The 18,295-nt window shown below is 46.4% G+C and carries 17 protein-coding genes; 5 read left to right on the forward strand and 12 right to left on the reverse strand.

Annotated features, from left to right (window positions below; translation table 11 throughout):
* Positions 1-36: 36 nt before the first annotated feature.
* From ACLWBB_RS15335 to ACLWBB_RS15385, 11 genes are all read right to left on the reverse strand, one after another.
* A complete protein-coding gene (locus ACLWBB_RS15335) occupies positions 37-585 on the reverse strand; it encodes a methyltransferase family protein (protein WP_413288422.1) in 549 nt (182 codons plus the stop codon).
* 80 nt (positions 586-665) lie between these two features.
* A complete protein-coding gene (locus ACLWBB_RS15340) occupies positions 666-2,465 on the reverse strand; it encodes a DUF1566 domain-containing protein (protein ID WP_413288423.1) in 1,800 nt (599 codons plus the stop codon).
* Positions 2,466-2,595: 130 nt separating this feature from the next.
* A complete protein-coding gene (locus tag ACLWBB_RS15345) occupies positions 2,596-3,861 on the reverse strand; it encodes a glycine-rich domain-containing protein (protein ID WP_413288424.1) in 1,266 nt (421 codons plus the stop codon).
* On the reverse strand, positions 3,858-4,676 hold the full coding sequence (locus tag ACLWBB_RS15350; RefSeq protein ID WP_413288425.1) for a TIGR02147 family protein: 819 nt from the start codon (positions 4,674-4,676) through the stop codon (positions 3,858-3,860). The genes ACLWBB_RS15345 and ACLWBB_RS15350 overlap by 4 nt, the downstream gene beginning before the upstream one ends.
* Before the next feature lie 96 nt (positions 4,677-4,772).
* A complete protein-coding gene (locus ACLWBB_RS15355; RefSeq protein ID WP_413288426.1) occupies positions 4,773-6,323 on the reverse strand; it encodes a hypothetical protein in 1,551 nt (516 codons plus the stop codon).
* Between the two features lie 214 nt (positions 6,324-6,537).
* Entirely contained in the window at positions 6,538-7,581 is a 1,044-nt protein-coding gene (locus ACLWBB_RS15360) for an NAD(P)-dependent alcohol dehydrogenase (RefSeq protein ID WP_413288427.1), read from the reverse strand.
* Between the two features lie 92 nt (positions 7,582-7,673).
* Positions 7,674-8,054 carry a two-component system response regulator gene (locus ACLWBB_RS15365; RefSeq protein ID WP_413288428.1) on the reverse strand — a complete coding sequence of 127 codons (381 nt, stop codon included), beginning with the start codon at positions 8,052-8,054 and terminating at the stop codon, positions 7,674-7,676.
* Positions 8,051-9,250: an ATP-binding protein gene (locus ACLWBB_RS15370; protein WP_413288429.1), complete on the reverse strand. Its 1,200-nt coding sequence runs from the start codon at positions 9,248-9,250 to the stop codon at positions 8,051-8,053. Before ACLWBB_RS15370 ends, ACLWBB_RS15365 begins: the two co-directional genes overlap by 4 nt.
* A gap of 228 nt (positions 9,251-9,478) precedes the next feature.
* Positions 9,479-11,101 carry an arylsulfatase gene (locus ACLWBB_RS15375; protein WP_413288430.1) on the reverse strand — a complete coding sequence of 541 codons (1,623 nt, stop codon included), beginning with the start codon at positions 11,099-11,101 and terminating at the stop codon, positions 9,479-9,481.
* Between the two features lie 151 nt (positions 11,102-11,252).
* Complete coding sequence (locus ACLWBB_RS15380; RefSeq protein WP_413288431.1) at positions 11,253-11,525, reverse strand: hypothetical protein; 273 nt, start codon at positions 11,523-11,525, stop codon at positions 11,253-11,255.
* Positions 11,526-11,536: 11 nt separating this feature from the next.
* Positions 11,537-11,977 carry a Spy/CpxP family protein refolding chaperone gene (locus ACLWBB_RS15385; RefSeq protein WP_413288432.1) on the reverse strand — a complete coding sequence of 147 codons (441 nt, stop codon included), beginning with the start codon at positions 11,975-11,977 and terminating at the stop codon, positions 11,537-11,539.
* Between the two features lie 78 nt (positions 11,978-12,055).
* Between ACLWBB_RS15385 and ACLWBB_RS15390 the strand changes: the two genes are divergently transcribed.
* Complete coding sequence (locus tag ACLWBB_RS15390; RefSeq protein ID WP_413288433.1) at positions 12,056-12,829, forward strand: response regulator transcription factor; 774 nt, start codon at positions 12,056-12,058, stop codon at positions 12,827-12,829.
* Positions 12,826-14,118 carry a sensor histidine kinase gene (locus tag ACLWBB_RS15395; RefSeq protein WP_413288434.1) on the forward strand — a complete coding sequence of 431 codons (1,293 nt, stop codon included), beginning with the start codon at positions 12,826-12,828 and terminating at the stop codon, positions 14,116-14,118. The genes ACLWBB_RS15390 and ACLWBB_RS15395 overlap by 4 nt, the downstream gene beginning before the upstream one ends.
* Before the next feature lie 32 nt (positions 14,119-14,150).
* Here the strand turns inward: ACLWBB_RS15395 and ACLWBB_RS15400 are convergent, their stop codons facing one another.
* Entirely contained in the window at positions 14,151-14,552 is a 402-nt protein-coding gene (locus ACLWBB_RS15400) for a hypothetical protein (RefSeq protein WP_413288435.1), read from the reverse strand.
* A gap of 193 nt (positions 14,553-14,745) precedes the next feature.
* Here ACLWBB_RS15400 and ACLWBB_RS15405 point away from each other — a divergent pair, with 193 nt between their 5' ends.
* The 3 genes from ACLWBB_RS15405 to ACLWBB_RS15415 all read left to right on the forward strand — a co-directional run bounded on the left by ACLWBB_RS15405 (position 14,746) and on the right by ACLWBB_RS15415 (position 18,294).
* Positions 14,746-16,278 (forward strand): DUF1254 domain-containing protein, encoded by a 1,533-nt coding sequence (locus ACLWBB_RS15405; RefSeq protein WP_413288436.1) that lies wholly within the window; start codon positions 14,746-14,748, stop codon positions 16,276-16,278.
* Between the two features lie 20 nt (positions 16,279-16,298).
* The gene (locus ACLWBB_RS15410) at positions 16,299-17,282 is read left to right on the forward strand and encodes an HAD family hydrolase (protein WP_413288437.1); all 984 of its coding nucleotides are present in this window, start codon (positions 16,299-16,301) and stop codon (positions 17,280-17,282) included.
* A gap of 91 nt (positions 17,283-17,373) precedes the next feature.
* Positions 17,374-18,294 (forward strand): formylglycine-generating enzyme family protein, encoded by a 921-nt coding sequence (locus tag ACLWBB_RS15415; protein WP_413291617.1) that lies wholly within the window; start codon positions 17,374-17,376, stop codon positions 18,292-18,294.
* The last annotated feature ends 1 nt before the right edge of the window (position 18,295 follow it).

The raw sequence follows: 18,295 nt of genomic DNA on the forward strand, positions 1-18,295 counted from the left end.
TTCCGAGCAAGTTTACAAAGTCAAAGCCTGTTGACGCTAGAATATGAATGGAAGGATTCGCCACGTTTTCTTCTGATATTCCGCATATTCGGGGAATTCGCTGGCTAGGTACTGATCTTCGCGCAAAATCGAGCGCACCATATAGCCCCACCCCCACAATGAAGAGATCAACACCCACAGGCTTGAGCTTGAAAGCACATAGCCTAAGATAATCATCATATTGCAAAGATAGACCGGATGGCGAATGTGGCTATAAAGACCTTCGCGCACAATGAATTGCGGCTTATGCGTATCGAAAAGCGGAGAATAGTTTTTGCCCAATTGGTTCAAAGCCGAACGCAAAAATAAAAACGCCACAAAAGTTAAAAGCAAACCACAGAATCTAAGTGTCAGCGGAGTTTGGTAAAAACCCACAGTTCCTTCCGGCACCCAAAAGCTTAGCAAAACAAAAAGAGTACTGAACGTAAAAGCAAACTTCGTGATTTTTCGAGCGAGCGGCATTTTATCGACGACTTTTTTTTCATCCGCATAGACATCGTTTTTACGAAGACGCGCGTAATTAGCGGTGTACAGGTAAAATGTCACGCAATGAATGATCGAAAAAATAATGGCCGTCGAAGTAGTCATCGACAAAATTCTACCCACTTCAACCGATCAAAGTAAACTCAATAACGGCGCACACAACGAATATAGTAAGCGGTGCTCTTAGCACCAGTCACCGTTTGAGTACCGTCACTAGCTTTGATTGTCGTGGCCGCTGAGCTCGAAGTTTCTGTCGAAGCCCAATAGTAACTAGCTGTGGTTCTAAATCCAGGAACAACCTCGGTCCCCGTTGCATAACCATACGTCGCACAGTTCGCATCCTCATTAGGATAGCTGACGCTCCCCGAAGTTCTAGTTTTACAATAAAGATGCGCAAGCTCTGACTTGCTTGGCAGATACCAGTCTTGATATCCCCCGTAATCCAACTTGTCGCAGTATCTGGCCGCCGGATGATAGCCGCCCTCTGCACTATTGGTGATTGCCGCAATAGCCGCTGTATTCACATCACCACGGTAACTGGACGAACTTTTCGTAGTCACCACAGTGACGTTTTCAGCTCCGGGAATGTCGTAGTTGTTTGCAGCCCCACGCCATGCTTTCGTGATACTATCCGTCCCAGAACATGTCGGGGTAAAATCCGTTGCCGAATACGACGTCGTCGTTCCGCTTGGTTCGTAACTACATCCGCCCGGAGTCGTCATGTACTTACCACTATCAAACTGACCCGCATAAATTGCTCCGCCGTCACACTGGGTACCAATGGCGACCCCGACGCCATCACAAGGATCCGGAAAATTTGAAGCCGTTCCTGAGAGTTGCACATTCATGCTCCTGCCAGTGGTGCTATCTGAAATCGTCAACGCCTGGGAAAAGGCTCCGTTATAGATAATGCCGCTGACTTTGGCTTGAATCTCCATTGTGCATGTAGAGGCTACGAGCAGTGGCACAGCTGTCATGCAGGTCCCACCGACTTGTTCAAAAGAACTTGGAAGACTAACGGTAAATCCACTCGCGATCATGTCGCCGATGTTTTTAATGACAATGGTCTGCGAGACCACTTGCGGACTTCCGGTATAATCTGCATCAAGTCCTGTGACATTGAGATTTGAAACATAGCTTTCAGGGCTTGCTAAGCTTGCCACGAAAGCGGGTCTGATTTGACGAACACACCGGACAAAAAGCGCAATGTTCTTAGCACTATTGCTTTGTTGTCCAGTTGTCGACGCCGATTTAAAGTTATGTCCTCCACCTGTGGAATACTCTGTCGAAGAGTGATAGCTCAACGTGCTTGCAAAACCAGGCAAAACATCAGAGCCCGAAGCAAAGCCATAAGTGGCACAGTTGGGGTCTTCATTTGGGTAAGAAGCACTGCCCGACGTTCTGGATTTACAAAAGATATATGCAAGCTCTGACTTGCTTGGCAGATACCAATCCGTAAATCCACCAAAGGCGTTACGATCACAGTATCTTGCAGCCGCGTGAAGTCCCCCTTCCGCTGGATTGGTAATAGCAACAATGGCATCGGTATTGACATCTCCTAACACCGTGCTTGGTGTTGCGTTCGCAGCTATGTTTTCAACACCAGGAATATCAAAGTAGGGATTCGTGCCGCCATCGTTCCAGTATTTTGTCATTGTGTCCGTGCCAGAACATGAGGGTGTAAAGTCCGACCCTGGAGAAGATGTGGTAGTCCCGCTGGGCTCATACTCACATCCGCCCGGAGTTGTCATATATGTGTGGCCGTTAAAAGTTCCTGCATAGATTGTTCCACCAGCACAGACACTGCCGATGGGCGGGCTTCCGGTATAACAATCAAACGCAACGCTGGTTTTCCAAAAGGCAAAGGGCACGACACCAGCTTGTGAAAGGGTCCAATTGAAAACTACAACAAGAGCAAAAACAAATTTCCAAAAATATTTCAAGGTGAGTCCCTTAAGCTAATAACTATCTTTGGAATTATTAGAACAAGGGATCTATGTTTTCTGAATGCAATACGAAGGAACGCCCGTGAAAGTGTTCATGCTCGGGAACAAGACCTCTGACGGAAATGAACTAGTTTATTTCGCTGAAATACTCGATATAGACTGCGCCAGCGAAACCCTCGCCACCCGTGCCTTCAGCACCGGTGCCGCCACCACCACCAGCGCCAAATCCCTGGCCACCCGTTCCGCCGTACCCGCTGTATTGATCGACGGAAGCTGTGCCGCTCGTTGCATGCGCAGAGTGGGAATCCAGAACAAGACCACCGCCGCCGCCACCACCGTTGTAGGTGTTTTCAGGACCTGCGCAAATTCCTCCGTCGCCTTTGGAATATTCAACTAAGTGAATAAAATCTGTGAGTGCTGCCCATGCCGTGCCGGCACCACCAGCTCCACCTTTTTTCGAGACCCAGCCATTTTCTCCGGCACTGCCGCCGCTTCCGCCTGCACCAGAGCAAACTCGATATACTCCGTTGCCGCCACCGCCGCCACCCGAGCCTCCACCAGATCCGCCATAGGCCATGGTGCTATTGTAATAACCTGAGTATCCACCACCACCGCCTTCTGCGATCAGTGCATCTCCAAAGCTGGAGCTTCCACCTGGAAGACCATTCAATCCTCCACCAAGACCGCCGGCTCCGCCTTTACCCACAGTGATCGCAATCTTTGACGATGACTCAACGAAAAGCGTTTGTGCTTTCACAGCACCCCCGGCGCCACCACCACCGCCAGAACCTCGGTTGAGATGCCCACCACCGCCACCGCCTCCGGCACCCACAACAATGACTTTGATAGTCGCAACATCCGCTGGCACTTCAAAATACTGTGAATCGGTGAAAAGCTTCCAAGAGTTTACTTTCGAGACCACAGGCTTTGCAGAGACATGAAAATATTCTTCCGTCATCCTTTGCGAAAGTTCGTACTGAAAATCTGAAACAAGGGACAAAGCCAGTAGTTCATGCAGAACCAAGCGCACTCGAGAGTTGTTGGTTTTTAGACTTTCCCAAGAAGGACGTGAGAGTATGATTTTACATTCTGCGGGAATATTAATGGCCATGACGCTGCGGCCATCAAGCTCTAGTTGAGCTGCTTGAGAAATCTCGACTTTCAAGCATTGCAAAGTCAGTTTCAATTTTGGAACCGTGTCTTTCACTTCTAACTTTATACTTAGCTCTAAGCGCGGCACGATGGCTTTTGCTACGTCATAGAAGGACCACTCTAGAAAGTCTCCACCGCCGCGAGTGCCACAAGATCCTCCGCTATCACAGGGACTAGCGTGGGTAGAAGAAAAAGTGTTTTGTGCGAACAAAACGAGTATTAGGAAAAAAAACGATCTCATGTAAGACTTCCCGCGCGTGTTAAGCGAAACATTTGAATGCCCACGTGATAAACGGAATCTTTACGTTCACCTCGGTTTGCCAGAGTGACCAACTTCGCGAAACACTCTTCAATGATGTCATTAGCCTCAGTCAGTTGGTGAGAGTCAAAACTGAAGGTCTCAGAACCCACGAAGCGCTCTTGCGGTGTTTGTTCTGCCAAGGATTTTTTCGCAAGCTCCATCATCTCCATATGAAAGCGCCGTAGGTTGATATTCATCACTTCCGATGAAACCAAAACGCCACTCCCAGACTTACGATAACATTGGTCCGTCTCGCAAAACTTCAGTGCGCCGGAACTTGTAAGACTCTGCAAAAGAAGATCGGCCTCGTCTTCAGAAAGGCGCAGGGCTGTTGCTGCGGTGATAGGAGTTAATTTGAATTCTGGAATCCCGCCAAGTTCAATAATAGCAAACTTGAGCGCATGATTTAGAACGTCTTTTTCCTCGCCCTTCACTTTTTGGCGAAGAGCTAATTGTGAAAGAGACAAAATCTCTTCTTCTTTTTGTAGACGCTGAGGTGATTTCTCTAAAAGTTCTTTTTCAATTAGCAAATTAAAGTAACGATTTTCATCCCTTTGAAAACCAAGATTCATCGTCACCTTTTTGGCGCCATCTAAAGTCAGATTCTTATTTTTATTTAAGACATCACACAGAGTGGAAACGGGAATATTCAGACTACGGGCAAACGCTCTCATGGAATAAGAAACATTGCGTTTTTTGCGCTCTTGCAAAAGACTCTGAAGGTAGTCCCGATAGTCTGTATATTGAAAAATCATGAACTCAATTTTTAGGAGACGCTCTTCCCGATGTCAAACAAGCCCGGGCGTTAGCGTTCCCTTAAACTTACTGTGGAAAAAACTCGTGGACAGGAGTTACAGAACTCCCGTCACTTCAATCTTCACTTTCAAACCTTTGTTTTCCAAAATTTTGTAAGGAGCACTTGGTTTTGAGATCGCTTCCGAGAAGCTAACACTGGTATTGCCTTCGGTGTCCTTTGTGAAGATCACGTCTCCAGAGCGAGCTGGAACGCCGTTCAAGTATACTTTCACATTCGATGAACTCATACCATCAGCGAAAGACATTGGCTCAAGACGTAAGTGTTTTGTGACGTCTTTTTGATAGTACACGAAACGAATCGAAGCCCCTGCCTTTGGTGGAGTCTTCAAAACCACGTTTTGACCACTGACTGAATATTCAGATGCTGGAAGTTCTTTGTTATCAACATAGACGCGAACAGAGTTTTCAGACAAGACGCCATCAGCGACTTTCCAAGATGTTTGATACTCAGGACGGCCTTTCGGCATGCTGCTCGTGATCGTTTTGTTAACGAACTCGCCGCCATCTTGTTGGGCCAAGCTGAGCTTTACATCACGCTTATCCAACGGCAATGTTGGATTCAAGCCAGAAATCTGATCGACGATGTAAGACAATTTGTAAGTGGTATCAAGACGGTCCAAAATTCTTTGCAGGATCTGATTCAAAGTGATTTCGCCTTTAAGAACTTTATCAAAATCAAAGTGCTCACCATCGCTGGTTTGCACGATACCCTGCTCGCCCTGGAATGGAGTATTGAAACCATCCCATACAAGCTCTTTACCCTTGTGAGTATGCTTCGTACGAGTCACTGCGAACACTTTCATTTGTGCAGCTTTAATAGCGTCAGTGACTTGCTTCATTGTCGGTGCTTTATCACCGATCGTTCCTTGGTTGTCTGGCGAGTACAAGAAACCCCAGTCAGTCACAAGGATCACGAATCTCTGAGAGTTCTCACCCCATGGCGCTTTTGAAACGTCCACGAGTGCACCCATTGGGTTTTCATCTAAATCCGGCCAACCTGGATCTTTACCGTTACCACGGTAAGCATGAAGCTGAGCAAGCTCTGATAACAGCTCTTTTACTTGGGATTCTGTTGAACGATCATTGGGATTATTATCAAAGAAGCGGCTGCATTTTTTTACGGTGTAGTCACCGAAGGTCGCAATACACATTCTAGTGTGATAGCCGGCCTTGCGAGAACTTTTAACGAATTCGGCTAAACGCTTTTTCGCGCTCTCGATAAGCTCTACCATTGTTCCGGTGATATCCACCAAGAACACGATGTCAGCAACTTGGTTGATTCTTTCAGTCTGAGCCGAAAGCTCAAAAGGATTTACTGGGATGCCATTTTCATAAACCTTAAGATCGGTGGCTTTCAGGTTATTCACCGAAGCTCCGTTCTTTAGAACCTGGAACTGAAGAGAGACTTCGTTCTGGTCATAACGAGTTTGTTTGAAGGTCGCTTCGGATGGCGATACCTCAAAGCTTTTCTCGAAAAGACGTGTTTGCGGAGGTCTTGTCACAAGACTCGCGCTTTCCGGAGAACAGGCGGAAATCAGGGTGGTTAACAACGGTAATATTAAAAAGGCACTTTTACTTTTTTCCATGTTCAATCCTTATACACCTTGAGACCGTAAGGGCCCCACTACAGGCGCAATAATAGCAATCCCCAGGCCGACAAGAATTGAGGGCCGCGTGGCAACCTAAGGACTTAGGATAGAAAGGGGTTCATAGAAGTTACAATCCGAGTGCCAAAATACGGCCCGGAACCGGCTTTAAGGATCCTTTTATCTGTCTACGGAGTTTACGAATTGTCGTTGTTTAGAGTGTGGCCATATCAATAACAAAGCGGTAGCGCACATCACTTTTGATGACACGCTCATAAGCCGTGTTAACTTCCTTCGGCGTAATGACCTCAATCTCGGGCGCTATATGGTGTCTAGCACAGAAATCCAGCATCTCTTGCGTTTCTTTGATCGAGCCAATCAAAGAACCCGCATAGCTTCGTCGTTTCATTACTAGCGGGAACGGATGAATGGTCAGTGGTTTTTCCGGAAGGCCGACAACAACCAAAGCTCCATCAACCTTAAGAAGTTCGAAGTAATCACCCATATTGATATCTGCGGATACAGTATTGATGATGAGGTCAAACTTGCCTCGATGTTCTTTCAGAACTTGGGGATTATGAGTGGAAACAAAATGGTGTGCCCCCATCTTCAGGGCATCTTCGCGTTTTTTATCAGAGTGACTTAAGACCGTCACATCAGCACCCAAAGCACGCGCAATTTTCACGCCCATATGCCCCAGGCCGCCCATTCCCATGATGGCGACTCTTTTACCAGGCTCTGCCTTCCAGTGCATGAGTGGTGAATACAAAGTAATCCCCGCACACAAAAGTGGCGCCGCTTTATCAAGTGGAATTGAGTTTGGAATACGTAAGACGTAATTCTCATCAACGACGATGACGTTTGAATACCCGCCTTGAGTTGGAGTCACTCCGTCTTTTTCAAAACTATTGTAAGTGCCATTCATGCCCTTGGAACAATACTGCTCAAGATCTTGTTGGCAATACGAACATTCACGACAAGAATCCACAAAACAACCGACGCCAACTTGGTCGCCCACTTTGTAGCTTGTCACCTTCGGGCCGATAGCGCGTACGATGCCTGCGATTTCATGTCCTGGGACCACTGGGTAATTCGCCTGCCCCCACTCGCTGCGTACAGTGTGAATGTCAGAGTGGCAAATTCCGCAAAACTTAATATCAATAACAACGTCATAGTCTTTGGGATCACGACGTTCAAACGAGTAAGGACCAAGGGGTTCTTTGGCTGAAAATGCAGCAACACCTTTTGCGGAAATCATGGGGCCTCCTGAATGCAGTTCAATGAAGATTGCAACAGTATTTCTGAAAAAGCCCCTGAAGGGAATGTGCTTTTTGTTATTTAATCTAAGCGTTAGTGCGGAGCCGCGTATTTCTCAGCCAGTTCGCTAAGACGATCAAGATCTGGTGGTTTACGGACGACATCGACCACATTCCCTGACACATCACTTTGCGTCGCTGTAATCACGACGACTGGAATATCTTTGATGCGCTCGTTTTCAGGATTGTTTTGCAATTCTCTTAAAAAGCGCCAGCCATCCATTACCGGCATCATTAAATCCAGGAAAATAATCGACGGCAGCGTTTCAAGATTACGTAGCAACTCAAAAGCAGTCTTACCATTGTCGGTCGAGATCACTCGGAAACCATCCCCGGTGAAAAGCTCTTCCATATACATGCAGATCGCGGGCTCGTCTTCGATAATGAAAATAAGACCTTTTTCTTTTGTCGTCATGCCTGCCCTCTCTGGATAGGAAGAATCACTGTGAATTCCGATCCCTGTCCAATCTCGCTCTGTAAACGGATTTCTCCACCGTGTAGTTGTACAATGTAGTTTGAAATATAAAGTCCCAATCCAAAACCACAAACTTCGTTTTCGGAAATGGCACGTTCGTAACGCTGAAACACTCGCGCGTGGTCGTGAGCTGCAATCCCAATTCCTTGATCACGTACACAGATTCGAACGTGATCCCCTTCTTGGCTAAGAGATATTTCAATAGGTTTGCTATTGCCGTACTTCACGGCGTTTGTCAGCAGATTCACTATGACCTGCTCGATACGAATACGATCCCAGCTTCCCATCAACGGCCCACGCGCTGCTGAAAGGAATTTGACATTCTCAAATGGCCTAATGACTTCAGAAATCAATTCACAAAGGTCAAAACGTTCTGGCCACAAACGCAAACGTCCTTCGGAAATCTGTGAAACATCCAGCATATCCTCTACCAGACGGTTCATACGACGTACATATCCGTACTGCTCATTTAAGACGTCCTCGATTTTCTCGGGCGTAAAGGCTTGAGTGTCCTTGCGCTTGAGATCACGCAATCTGAGTTGAATCTGCATTTGCATATTTGTCAGCGGTGTCTTTAACTCGTGGCCTGCGATAGTTAAAAACTGATCACGCATATGCACTGTTTGTGCTAACGCCTGTTCACGCTGTTTTCTCTCGGTGATATCAAAGACGACCCCAGAAAGTCTTACTGGTTTTTGCGAACCCGAATTATAAGAACAGCGGCCACGGGCAAAAACCCATTTCATTTGATCTGGCTTAGGATAGATTCTGTATTCAAGTTCGTAGATGCTTGAAGTTTCGACGGCTTTGACGATCGCGGCTCGCATAGTCTCGAGGTCTTCCGGGTGCACCTTGCTTTGAAGAATGCTGCGCTGATTGTTGTATTCTTCGATGGTGACTCCCCACAGGTCCAACATTTCCTTAGAGCAGCTCACTGTATTTGTGGCAAGATCTAGATCCCATGTGCCCATTTGCCCTGACTGGAGAGCAAAATCTAAATTCTCGCGACTGATGCGAAGTTGGTTCTTGATAGCCGTTTCGTGAGTAAGACGTCGGCGCAGAAACCAACCCATACCAAATGCAACTATGGCAATTGTAAGAGAAAGCACCGTTGTCACAGAAATCGAATTATCCACTGGTCCCACGCAATCTGAGAAATGTGACCTTATTTTTTACTCAGAGCGGATGTCTTGGCAAGAAACAAAACAAGAGAAGCGCCAGAACGAATAAAGGCGCTTCTCAGAGGAGAATCAGGGCTTATGAAGCGTTTCCGGGGTATTCACGGAGCACTTCAAAGCCCTGATAAGGAAGCTATTTCGGTATTTTGCGAATAAGCCTGCTATTTAGGCAGCAAAACAAACAACCTAATGCCGCGTAGTTGGTCGCTCTTCTTTCTGCTTCGAAGAAGGTGGCGGTCGACGAGTCCCAGTCTCTTGTTCTTCTTCCTTCTGTTCTGAGCCATCTCCGTATTGAGGAGCAGGCGTCATACTTTCTACGATATGTTCAAGACTCCAAGCCGCGGGCTTTTGCCGAGGTGGATACTCTTTAAAACTTTCCAACCATTTAACAGCTAAGGCTTGTACTGGAACAAAGACGTACATCCGCTCAGCCTTCCATTTGCCGTACAGAATGCTCTCGGGGCCTCGTTCGAAAGGATCCGATCGCAAATTGTAAAGTCTTGGTGCTCGACGAGGAGTAAACGGCAATTCCCAAACATCCATTCCGGTATTTTCCTGCTCCATAAAGGAGGCTTTCCAATCTTTCGCACGAATGGCCAGAAGATCCCCATCATCACTCCAATATACGAAACCTTCACGCGGAGACTCTTTTTCCTCACCACTTAGGAATGGCAAAAGATTGTAACCATCCAAGTGGTTCTTAAAGGTTTTTTCTCCGATTTGATGTCCTTGGCGGACTTTTTCAACAATATTAGGTTCACCTGCAGCGGCAGCAAAAGTAGGTATAAAATCATAGTGTGATGTCACGTCATTGATAACAGATCCTGGCTGAATCACCCCAGGCCATCTCATTACGCATGGAACCCGGAAGGCACCTTCCCAGTTGGTAGCTTTTTCTCCTTTAAATGGAGTCGCTCCTCCGTCTGGCCAAGATAGAACTTCAGCGCCATTGTCGGTGGTATACACAACGATCGTGTTGTCATCGAGCTTGAGCTCTTCCAAAAGATCAAGAAGCTCGCCGACATGTCCATCCGTTTCAACCATCCCGTCTGGGTAAATGCCAAGCCCCGTTTTGCCTTGCGATTCTTTTTTCAGATGAGTCCATACATGCATACGTGTTGAGTTGAAATAACAGAACCAAGGTTGGTCATCTTTCGTTTTACGGGTAATAAATTCCTTGGCGGCAGCAAGAAACTCTTCATCCACAGTTTCCATGCGTTTTGTATCTAGAGGTCCGGTGTTTTCAATACTTTGTTTTCCAATTTTGCCATATTGAGGATCAACCGTCGCATCTTCTTTATCAATGGCTTTGCAACGCAAGACCCCTCGAGGACCAAATCTTTGTCTAAATTTTGGATCTTTTGGATAGTCGACGTTTTCGGGTTCTTCTTCAGCATTCAGGTGATAAAGATTTCCGAAGAATTCATCAAAGCCATGAACCGTCGGTAAAAAATCATTACGATCGCCCAAATGGTTCTTACCAAATTGGCCAGTCGCATAGCCCAATGATTTCATCACCTCTGCAATACACAGATCTTCAGCACGAAGACCGATGTCAGCGCCAGGCAGTCCCACCTTTGTAAGACCCGTACGAATAGGTGATTGCCCAGTAATAAAGGCCGCACGTCCCGCCGTGCAACTCTGTTGGCCATACCAGTCAGTGAAAAGAGCTCCCTCTTTAGCGATACGATCAATGTTTGGGGTGCGATATCCCATCACTCCCAAATTGTATGCACTGATATTGTACCAACCTATATCATCACCCATGATGAATAAAATATTTGGCTTTTTGCCTGTTTGCTTTGCCATAGTTCCTCCATGTGTCCTTATGATAAGAGTGGAAGAAACTAGAACATAGAGGTGGAGCCTCTACATTGATAACAAACACAAAGATATTTTCTAACTCGTGTGCAAGAACATCAATCGCCTCAAGCATTTCTCAGGTCTTGAAGAATCCGTCTTAATCCTCTTCAAGTTCCCAAAGCCATTTTGCCAAGGGATCCTGAAGGTCCATAATGGTAGCACGCTTCGGCAATAGAATTCGTTTCGGTCCATTGCTTTGATATTTGCCTGGAACAAAATCGACAAATGATTCGGTGGTGGCAGGCTGGAAAGAAGCCGTCACGACTTCTCCCCAACCGGTTGCTTTCAACCAAAGCTGAACTTCATTGAGCAACTTAATGCCTAAATCAGAATCTTGATTCCGCACTTGGATAAATCCGACTTTAGCCATAAATTCTCACTCTACTCGTGCCAGCGATGAAACTTTTCAACTTTATCCAGAATTTCTTTTTTCTGTTCTGGCGTCAGCGTTTTGTGCAAAGCCGCCACCTTATCGAGGTACTTATCAACTTTGGAATCCATACGCGCCTGACGTTCTTTGATCAAAGTCTTGATTTTAGTTTTATCTAGGTCGTCTGAAAGAAGCATGTTTTTAAACTCTTCTTTCTTAGCGTTGCGAATGGACTTTTCTTCGGCAAAGTCTTTCTTCAGCTCGTTTGTGATATCACCCAACAATCCTTTTTGCTGGTCATTAAAATCCAACTTGTCAGCGATCTTTTCACTGATAGCTGTCATTTTTTCTTCAGGGCTTCTGTTGCAACCAGCTGCAATCACGCCAATACCGCCAAGAGCCAATAACATTCCCAAAATACGGGGCCATTTTCTTCTATGTGTGTGTCTCATAAACCATCTCCTTGAGTGGGGTTCGTTTCTAAAATCAGTTTAGGAGCTTTCCGGAGCTAGATGGTTGCTAGGATGTTAATGATTGTAACAAATTGTAACTGCTTGATTATTCTGGGAAAAAGTCTTTTGGTCGGAGGTGTTTTAGACTATGATACCAGTATGAATCGCATTCTTCTGATCGATGACGATCAAAAATTAGGAGAACTTCTTAAGCAGTACTTTCTGCAGTTTGAACTGCAGATCCTGCAATCCACTTTGCCGTCAGAGGCTTTACAGAATCTTAAGAAGGATCGTTTTGATGCCATCATCTTAGATGTCATGCTGCCCGAGATGGATGGCTTCGAGGTTTGCAAAAAAATTCGTAGCTTCAGTGACCTCCCGATACTCATGCTCACGGCCCGCGGAGAAACCTCTGACAAAGTTTTAGGACTTGAGCTTGGTGTAGATGACTATTTGCCTAAGCCTTTCGAAGCACGTGAGCTCGTAGCTCGTATTAAAAGCCTTATTCGTCGCTACAAAAAAACCACCTCTGCTACAAAACTGAAATCAGGCCCCCTCGTTTTAGATACGCAGCTTCGTGCAGCTTTTTTGGCTGAACAAAATCTGAATCTAAGCACCCATGAATATGAGTTATTGAAACTCTTGATGTCGCATGCAGGACAAAGCCTGTCGCGGGATCGTATTATGGATGACCTGCGCGGAGTGGATTGGGAGGCCTACAATCGCAGTATCGATGTAGCGATTAGTCGTCTTCGTCAAAAATTAAAAGACCCAGCAAAAAACCCGGTGTTTTTGCGTACAGTTTGGGGTGAAGGGTATTGCTTTATTGCGCCGGTGGAGGAACTTCTGTGAGACGTCGTGGAACCAAACTTCTGATTCGTATCTTTTTTACGTTTCTTTTAACAGCTTTGCTGATTATTGGCGGCCTTTTCTTTTTAGCGCATTCGTTGAAGCCCGAACATAGTCTTTCTCCACTTGCAGAGCAAAATGCAGTGTTCTATTTGCAGGCTCTTCATCAAAAGCTCAATGCTTCGATGAATGAAGAAGGAATTCAGAATCTGCATAAAGATCTTCGTCTTTACGCCCGTGTTCAAGGTTTTGAAGACTTCGCCGACAAACAAGGGCTTCCTCACTTTGAAGAGTTGCAAAAAGAAGATGAACACTTTTCAGAAAAAGTGATTCTTGGAAAACACAAAGGCTATTTCTATGCCGAGCTTCGCAACGCTTCTCCACGGGTGGCGTGGTTTATCTCTGCGAAAGAAGTTCCCCGAGGATTGGTATTTCCATTTATCGGGATTGCTGGTTTTGTTTTGTTAATCCTTATTATGAGTTTCTTGACCATTCGCTGGATGATGTCACCGGTGAAGGTGATTCTTCATGGGGTTCATAAAATATCTACGGGTGATCTTAAGTACCGTATCCAGACTCGACAACGTGGTGAATTCCAAATGATCGGAAATGCATTTAACCGTATGGCCGATGGGCTCGAGAAAATGGTGGTCTCGAAAGAACAACTGCTTCGTGACGTCAGCCATGAATTGCGCAGTCCCCTGACTCGCGTAGGTGTTGCTGTGGATTTGATGACGGATGAAAAGATGAAAGTTTCCATTAAAGAAGATTTACGCAAAATGGAAGAACTGGTTTCTGAAATTCTCGAATCCTATCGTTTGAAAGAGGGCGCGGCCTCTTTACGAAAATCTCCGACGCAATTAAAAGAGTTGATTGAAAACGTGGCCTCTGACTATTCAGACACTCTTCCTGGAGTCATAGTGGGTTCTGCTTCGGATATCACATTACAAATCGATGCCATGCAAATCGAGCGTGTCCTCAGAAATCTGATTGAAAATGCTCTGAAGTACACAAAAACCAATTCAAAACCTATTTCGGTAAGTCTTACGACCACCAAAAAGGAATGTCTTATAACAGTAAAGGATGACGGAGCAGGGATTGATCCCAAAGATCTGCCCCACATTTTTGAGCCATTCTATCGTGCAGACAGCGCTCGTTCTCCGGGCAAATCAGGATTTGGATTGGGACTTGCGATTGCGAACTCCATCGTTGAGGCACATGACGGAGAAATCATTGCCAAAAGTCAATTGGGACAGGGTTCTGAATTCACAATCAGACTTCCTCTGAATTAGAAAAAGCCGCCCGAGAAAGGCGGCCTGATATTTTAAAAACGACGGCTGTGATCTGGATAACTGCAACCATTCTCTGGACCGCAGCGCTCGATAGGACGACATCTGTATCCACAACGCTCCCATCCTTGTCTCCATCCTTCCCAGCAATAACGAACGGATCTTCTCATGTCTTTGGGACATGCGCGCTCGCCTGGGTCACACCACTTCCAAGCAGTGCCTGAACGATTACGGTCATCCCACTTGCGGTCACTATAATTTGTAGGAACAGGATCCTCTCCGTCGTCCTCCCAGCAGGATCTGATCGACGAGTGATTCCCTAGCGGTTCAAACTTCATTTGTCCGTTTTCGTCAGGAGCAAAGACCCCTTCAAAAGCTTGGGCAGCCATGCCCACTAAAGACAGCGCCAATACCAACGCTGAAAAAATCTTTTTCACACAAACCTCCTTGTTGCATTGAATATTAACGGTAGGCCCAGGCTAAAAGTGCCGCAAAAATTTTCTAATTCCTTTGCCAAGGCTCAGGTGTCATAAAAACCTGCGACGTTTTTTTCCAAGAAACGAAACTAGAAAACAATTTCTTAGCGACATAAAAGTGCCATCTTTATGTGAAATCAAAAGGAGACCCCACATGCGACACACAACGCTTGGTATTCTATTTTCAATGAGTTTACTTCTGGCATTTCCTTCTGCTTACGCACAAAAACAAAGTGCGCCGCCAAAGAAAAAGCCAGCAACAACATCTCCATTCAAGGGTGGTTATCCTGGTTCCGCTACAACTCAGAAAAACTATGACGAGATTACGCTGAATCGCGCGATTGAAGCGTATCGCTTTTTCTATCCGACGGTGTCTGGATATTCGCTTATCAAAGGCAATGACCAAGTAGGGCTAGCCGAAAACAAAACCTTCGGTTACCTCGATACGCAACCTCGTCATATAATCTATACAGCAAACTCCGACACTCCCTATGGCCCTATTCCTATGAATTTGAATAATGGCCCTATGGTCGTTGAGCTTCCTGCAGGCCCGCTCATTTGCATGGCGATGGATGTAAATCAACGTTGGGTCGCTGATATGGGAGTTCCCGGTCCTGATGCGGGTAAAGGTGGAAAACATCTGATTCTTCCTCCTGGATATAAAGGAGAAATCCCTTCGGGCTATCATGTGTGGCGCGCCACCAGTAACCGTTTGATTGTGGGCGTGCGCGCTTTGCCTGTGAATGGTGATGTGCCCGCAGCACTTACACGCATTCAGAGTATCAAAGTACATCCGCTCAAAGTTCCTGCTGGTTGGTCCGAGCCTAAATGGATCAACCTGACAAATATGGATTTGGATATGACTCCCCTCAAATGGGAGAAGAACATGAAGTATTGGGAGATGCTACATGAGGTAGTCGATACTGAGCCCGCGTATGAAGGCTACCGCAATCAGTACGGGGATCTGGCAGCCCTCGGCATTGAAAAGGGAAAAGTGTTCAAACCAGATGCCCGCATGAGTAAGATTCTTGAGCAAGCTGCGAAAGTCGCCAATGACCAAATGAGAGTTCAAGCCTTTGCTGATCGTCGTCCTGACCGCGTAACATGGAGCGATCGCAAATGGGAGTGGGTCTCTCTTCGCTCTGAAAACGGAGATTTTAATACCGAAAACTATGCCGACTTAGAAGCCAGAGAAAAATGGTTCTATCAAGCGATTGGCGCCTCTCCTGCGATGTTCCGTCGTGCTGCAGGATCTGGTTCAGTCTATTGGCTGGCCGCTCGTGATAAAAATGGCAACTATCTTGATGGCGGCAAAACGTATCGCCTGACAATTCCCCAGCCTGTACCCGCAAGGCTGTTCTGGTCGGTGACTGTGTACGATACCGAAACCCGCAGCCAAATTCACACTAATCAAAACAAAGCAGCTCTGCGCTCGTTGTTTGAGTTGAAAGACATCGCCAATTCCACACAGGCAGAACTTTACTTCGGCCCCAAAGCTCCTGCTGGCAAAGAAAACCAGTGGATTCAAACTTTGCCTGGCAAAGGTTGGTTTACCTATATGCGTGTATATGGACCTGACGCCTCAGCTTTTGACGGCAGTTGGAAGCCCGGAGATTTCGAAGAAGTTAAAACACCGCTTGCAGGCAATTCTTCAAAACCACAGAGCACTGCTGGAGTATCAAAATAGTTTTATTTTTAGGAGAGATCATGAAGAAGCTACTCAGCACACTTGTTTTTTTTGTTTCAACAATCGGCTGGGGAGCTTCGGATCCCCTCCCCTCTTGGAATGACGGCGACAACAAGCAAGCGATTCTAAAATTTGTTGCTGAAGTCACCCAAGAAAAAGGGGAACGCTTTGTAAAACCCGAAGATCGCATCGCGACCTTCGACAATGACGGCACTTTGTGGAGCGAAGTTCCCACGGTCGAGGTGGAATTCACTAAAGAGCGTTTGCATGAAATTCTTAAAAAGGACGCAAAACTTCGTAGCCAAGAACCTTACAAATCCCTTCTTGCTAAAGGCAAAGCGGCGTTGCCCGCTCTCTCGCAAAAACAGATTTTGAATATCATGGCCAAAACTCATTCAGGAATGAGTGAAGAAGAATTTGAAAAAGAGGTACGGCAGTTTTTTGCTTTAGCGAAACATCCGAAGCTAAATGTGCCGTACACCCAAACGACTTACAAACCCATGTTGGAGTTAGTGGCTTACTTAAGAAGTAAAGACTTTAAGATTTTTATCTCTTCTGGCGGCGACATCGCATTTATGAGAGCGGTCACCAATGACATTTATGGTGTACCACCGCAAAACGTGATCGGCTCTTTCTTTGTTGATCACACGATCGAGCGGGATGGACGGTTGCAAGTCATGCGTACTTCGACCTTGGGATTGATCAACGACAAAGACAACAAACCCGTAGGTATCGTTCGCCATATTGGTAAACGTCCGATTTTTGCAGCAGGCAATGTCCGCTCAAGTGGCGACATTCAACATTTGCGTTATTCAAGTGAAGGTTCGGGACCGTCTTTACAGCTCATGATCAATCACGATGATGCCGATCGCGAAGCGGCTTACCAAGAGAAGGGTGATCCGTCTTTGAATGCCGCCAAAAAATTCAGCTGGAAAATTATAAGTATTAAAAACGACTGGCGCCAAGTCTTCACCGCGCCTCAGCCTCTGGCAAAAACTTACTAATGTAATAAAGGAGTTCGTAGTGGCGCTCATCACTGACGCAGATCCGGTTCATAGACCAACTGAAATGGGGCTTACAGCCCCATTTCCCAATATGGCGTGGGTTCCCGGTGGAACTTTTTTGATGGGGTCGAATCATCACTATCCTGAAGAAGCCCCCGCTCATCGTGTGACCGTTGATGGTTTTTGGATGGACACCCGTCCTGTGACGAATGCGGATTTCGCAGAATTCGTCCGCGAAACAGGTTATGTTACATTTTGCGAGAAAACGCCGGATGCAGCTATGTATCCTGGGGCAAAGCCCGAGATGCTTCAACCTGCTTCCGTTGTTTTTGTAAAACCCACGCATCGTGTGGATCTGCGCAATCCTCATCGCTGGTGGCATTTCATTCCAGGCGCCAACTGGCGACAACCTCAAGGACCTGGAAGCTCTATCAAGAATCGTAGGGACCATCCCGTGGTGCATGTCGCGTGGTCTGACGTCCAAGCTTATGCAAAGTGGGCCGGCAAAAAAATTCCTACAGAAGCAGAGTGGGAATTTGCTGCACGTGGTGGACAAGATGGTTTGGAATATTCTTGGGGGGATGAGCTTGTTCCTGCGGGTAAACATCAAGCAAACATTTGGCAAGGTGAATTCCCGTGGCAAAACACGGGTGATGATGGCCATGAAGGTACCTCAGCTGTCGATAGTTTTCTGCCGAATGAATATGGTCTCTATGACATGATTGGGAATGTCTGGGAGTGGACTGTCGATTGGTATGCACCGAAACACCCCGAAGAAAAACAAAAGGCTTGCTGTATTCCGAAAAATCCGCGCGGTCCCTTAGAAGACCAAAGCTTTGATCCAAGAATGGCTCATTTGAAAATTCCACGTAAGGTCATGAAAGGTGGCTCTCACCTTTGTGCGCCCAATTATTGTCGTCGCTACCGCCCGGCCGCCAGAATGGCACAGCCAGTGGACACCTCGACATCTCATTTGGGTTTTCGCTGTATCGTCCGAGGAGAACGCAGCTAAG

The organism is Bdellovibrio sp. HCB337 (genome assembly GCF_047302465.1).
Lineage (GTDB): Bacteria > Bdellovibrionota > Bdellovibrionia > Bdellovibrionales > Bdellovibrionaceae > JACMRP01.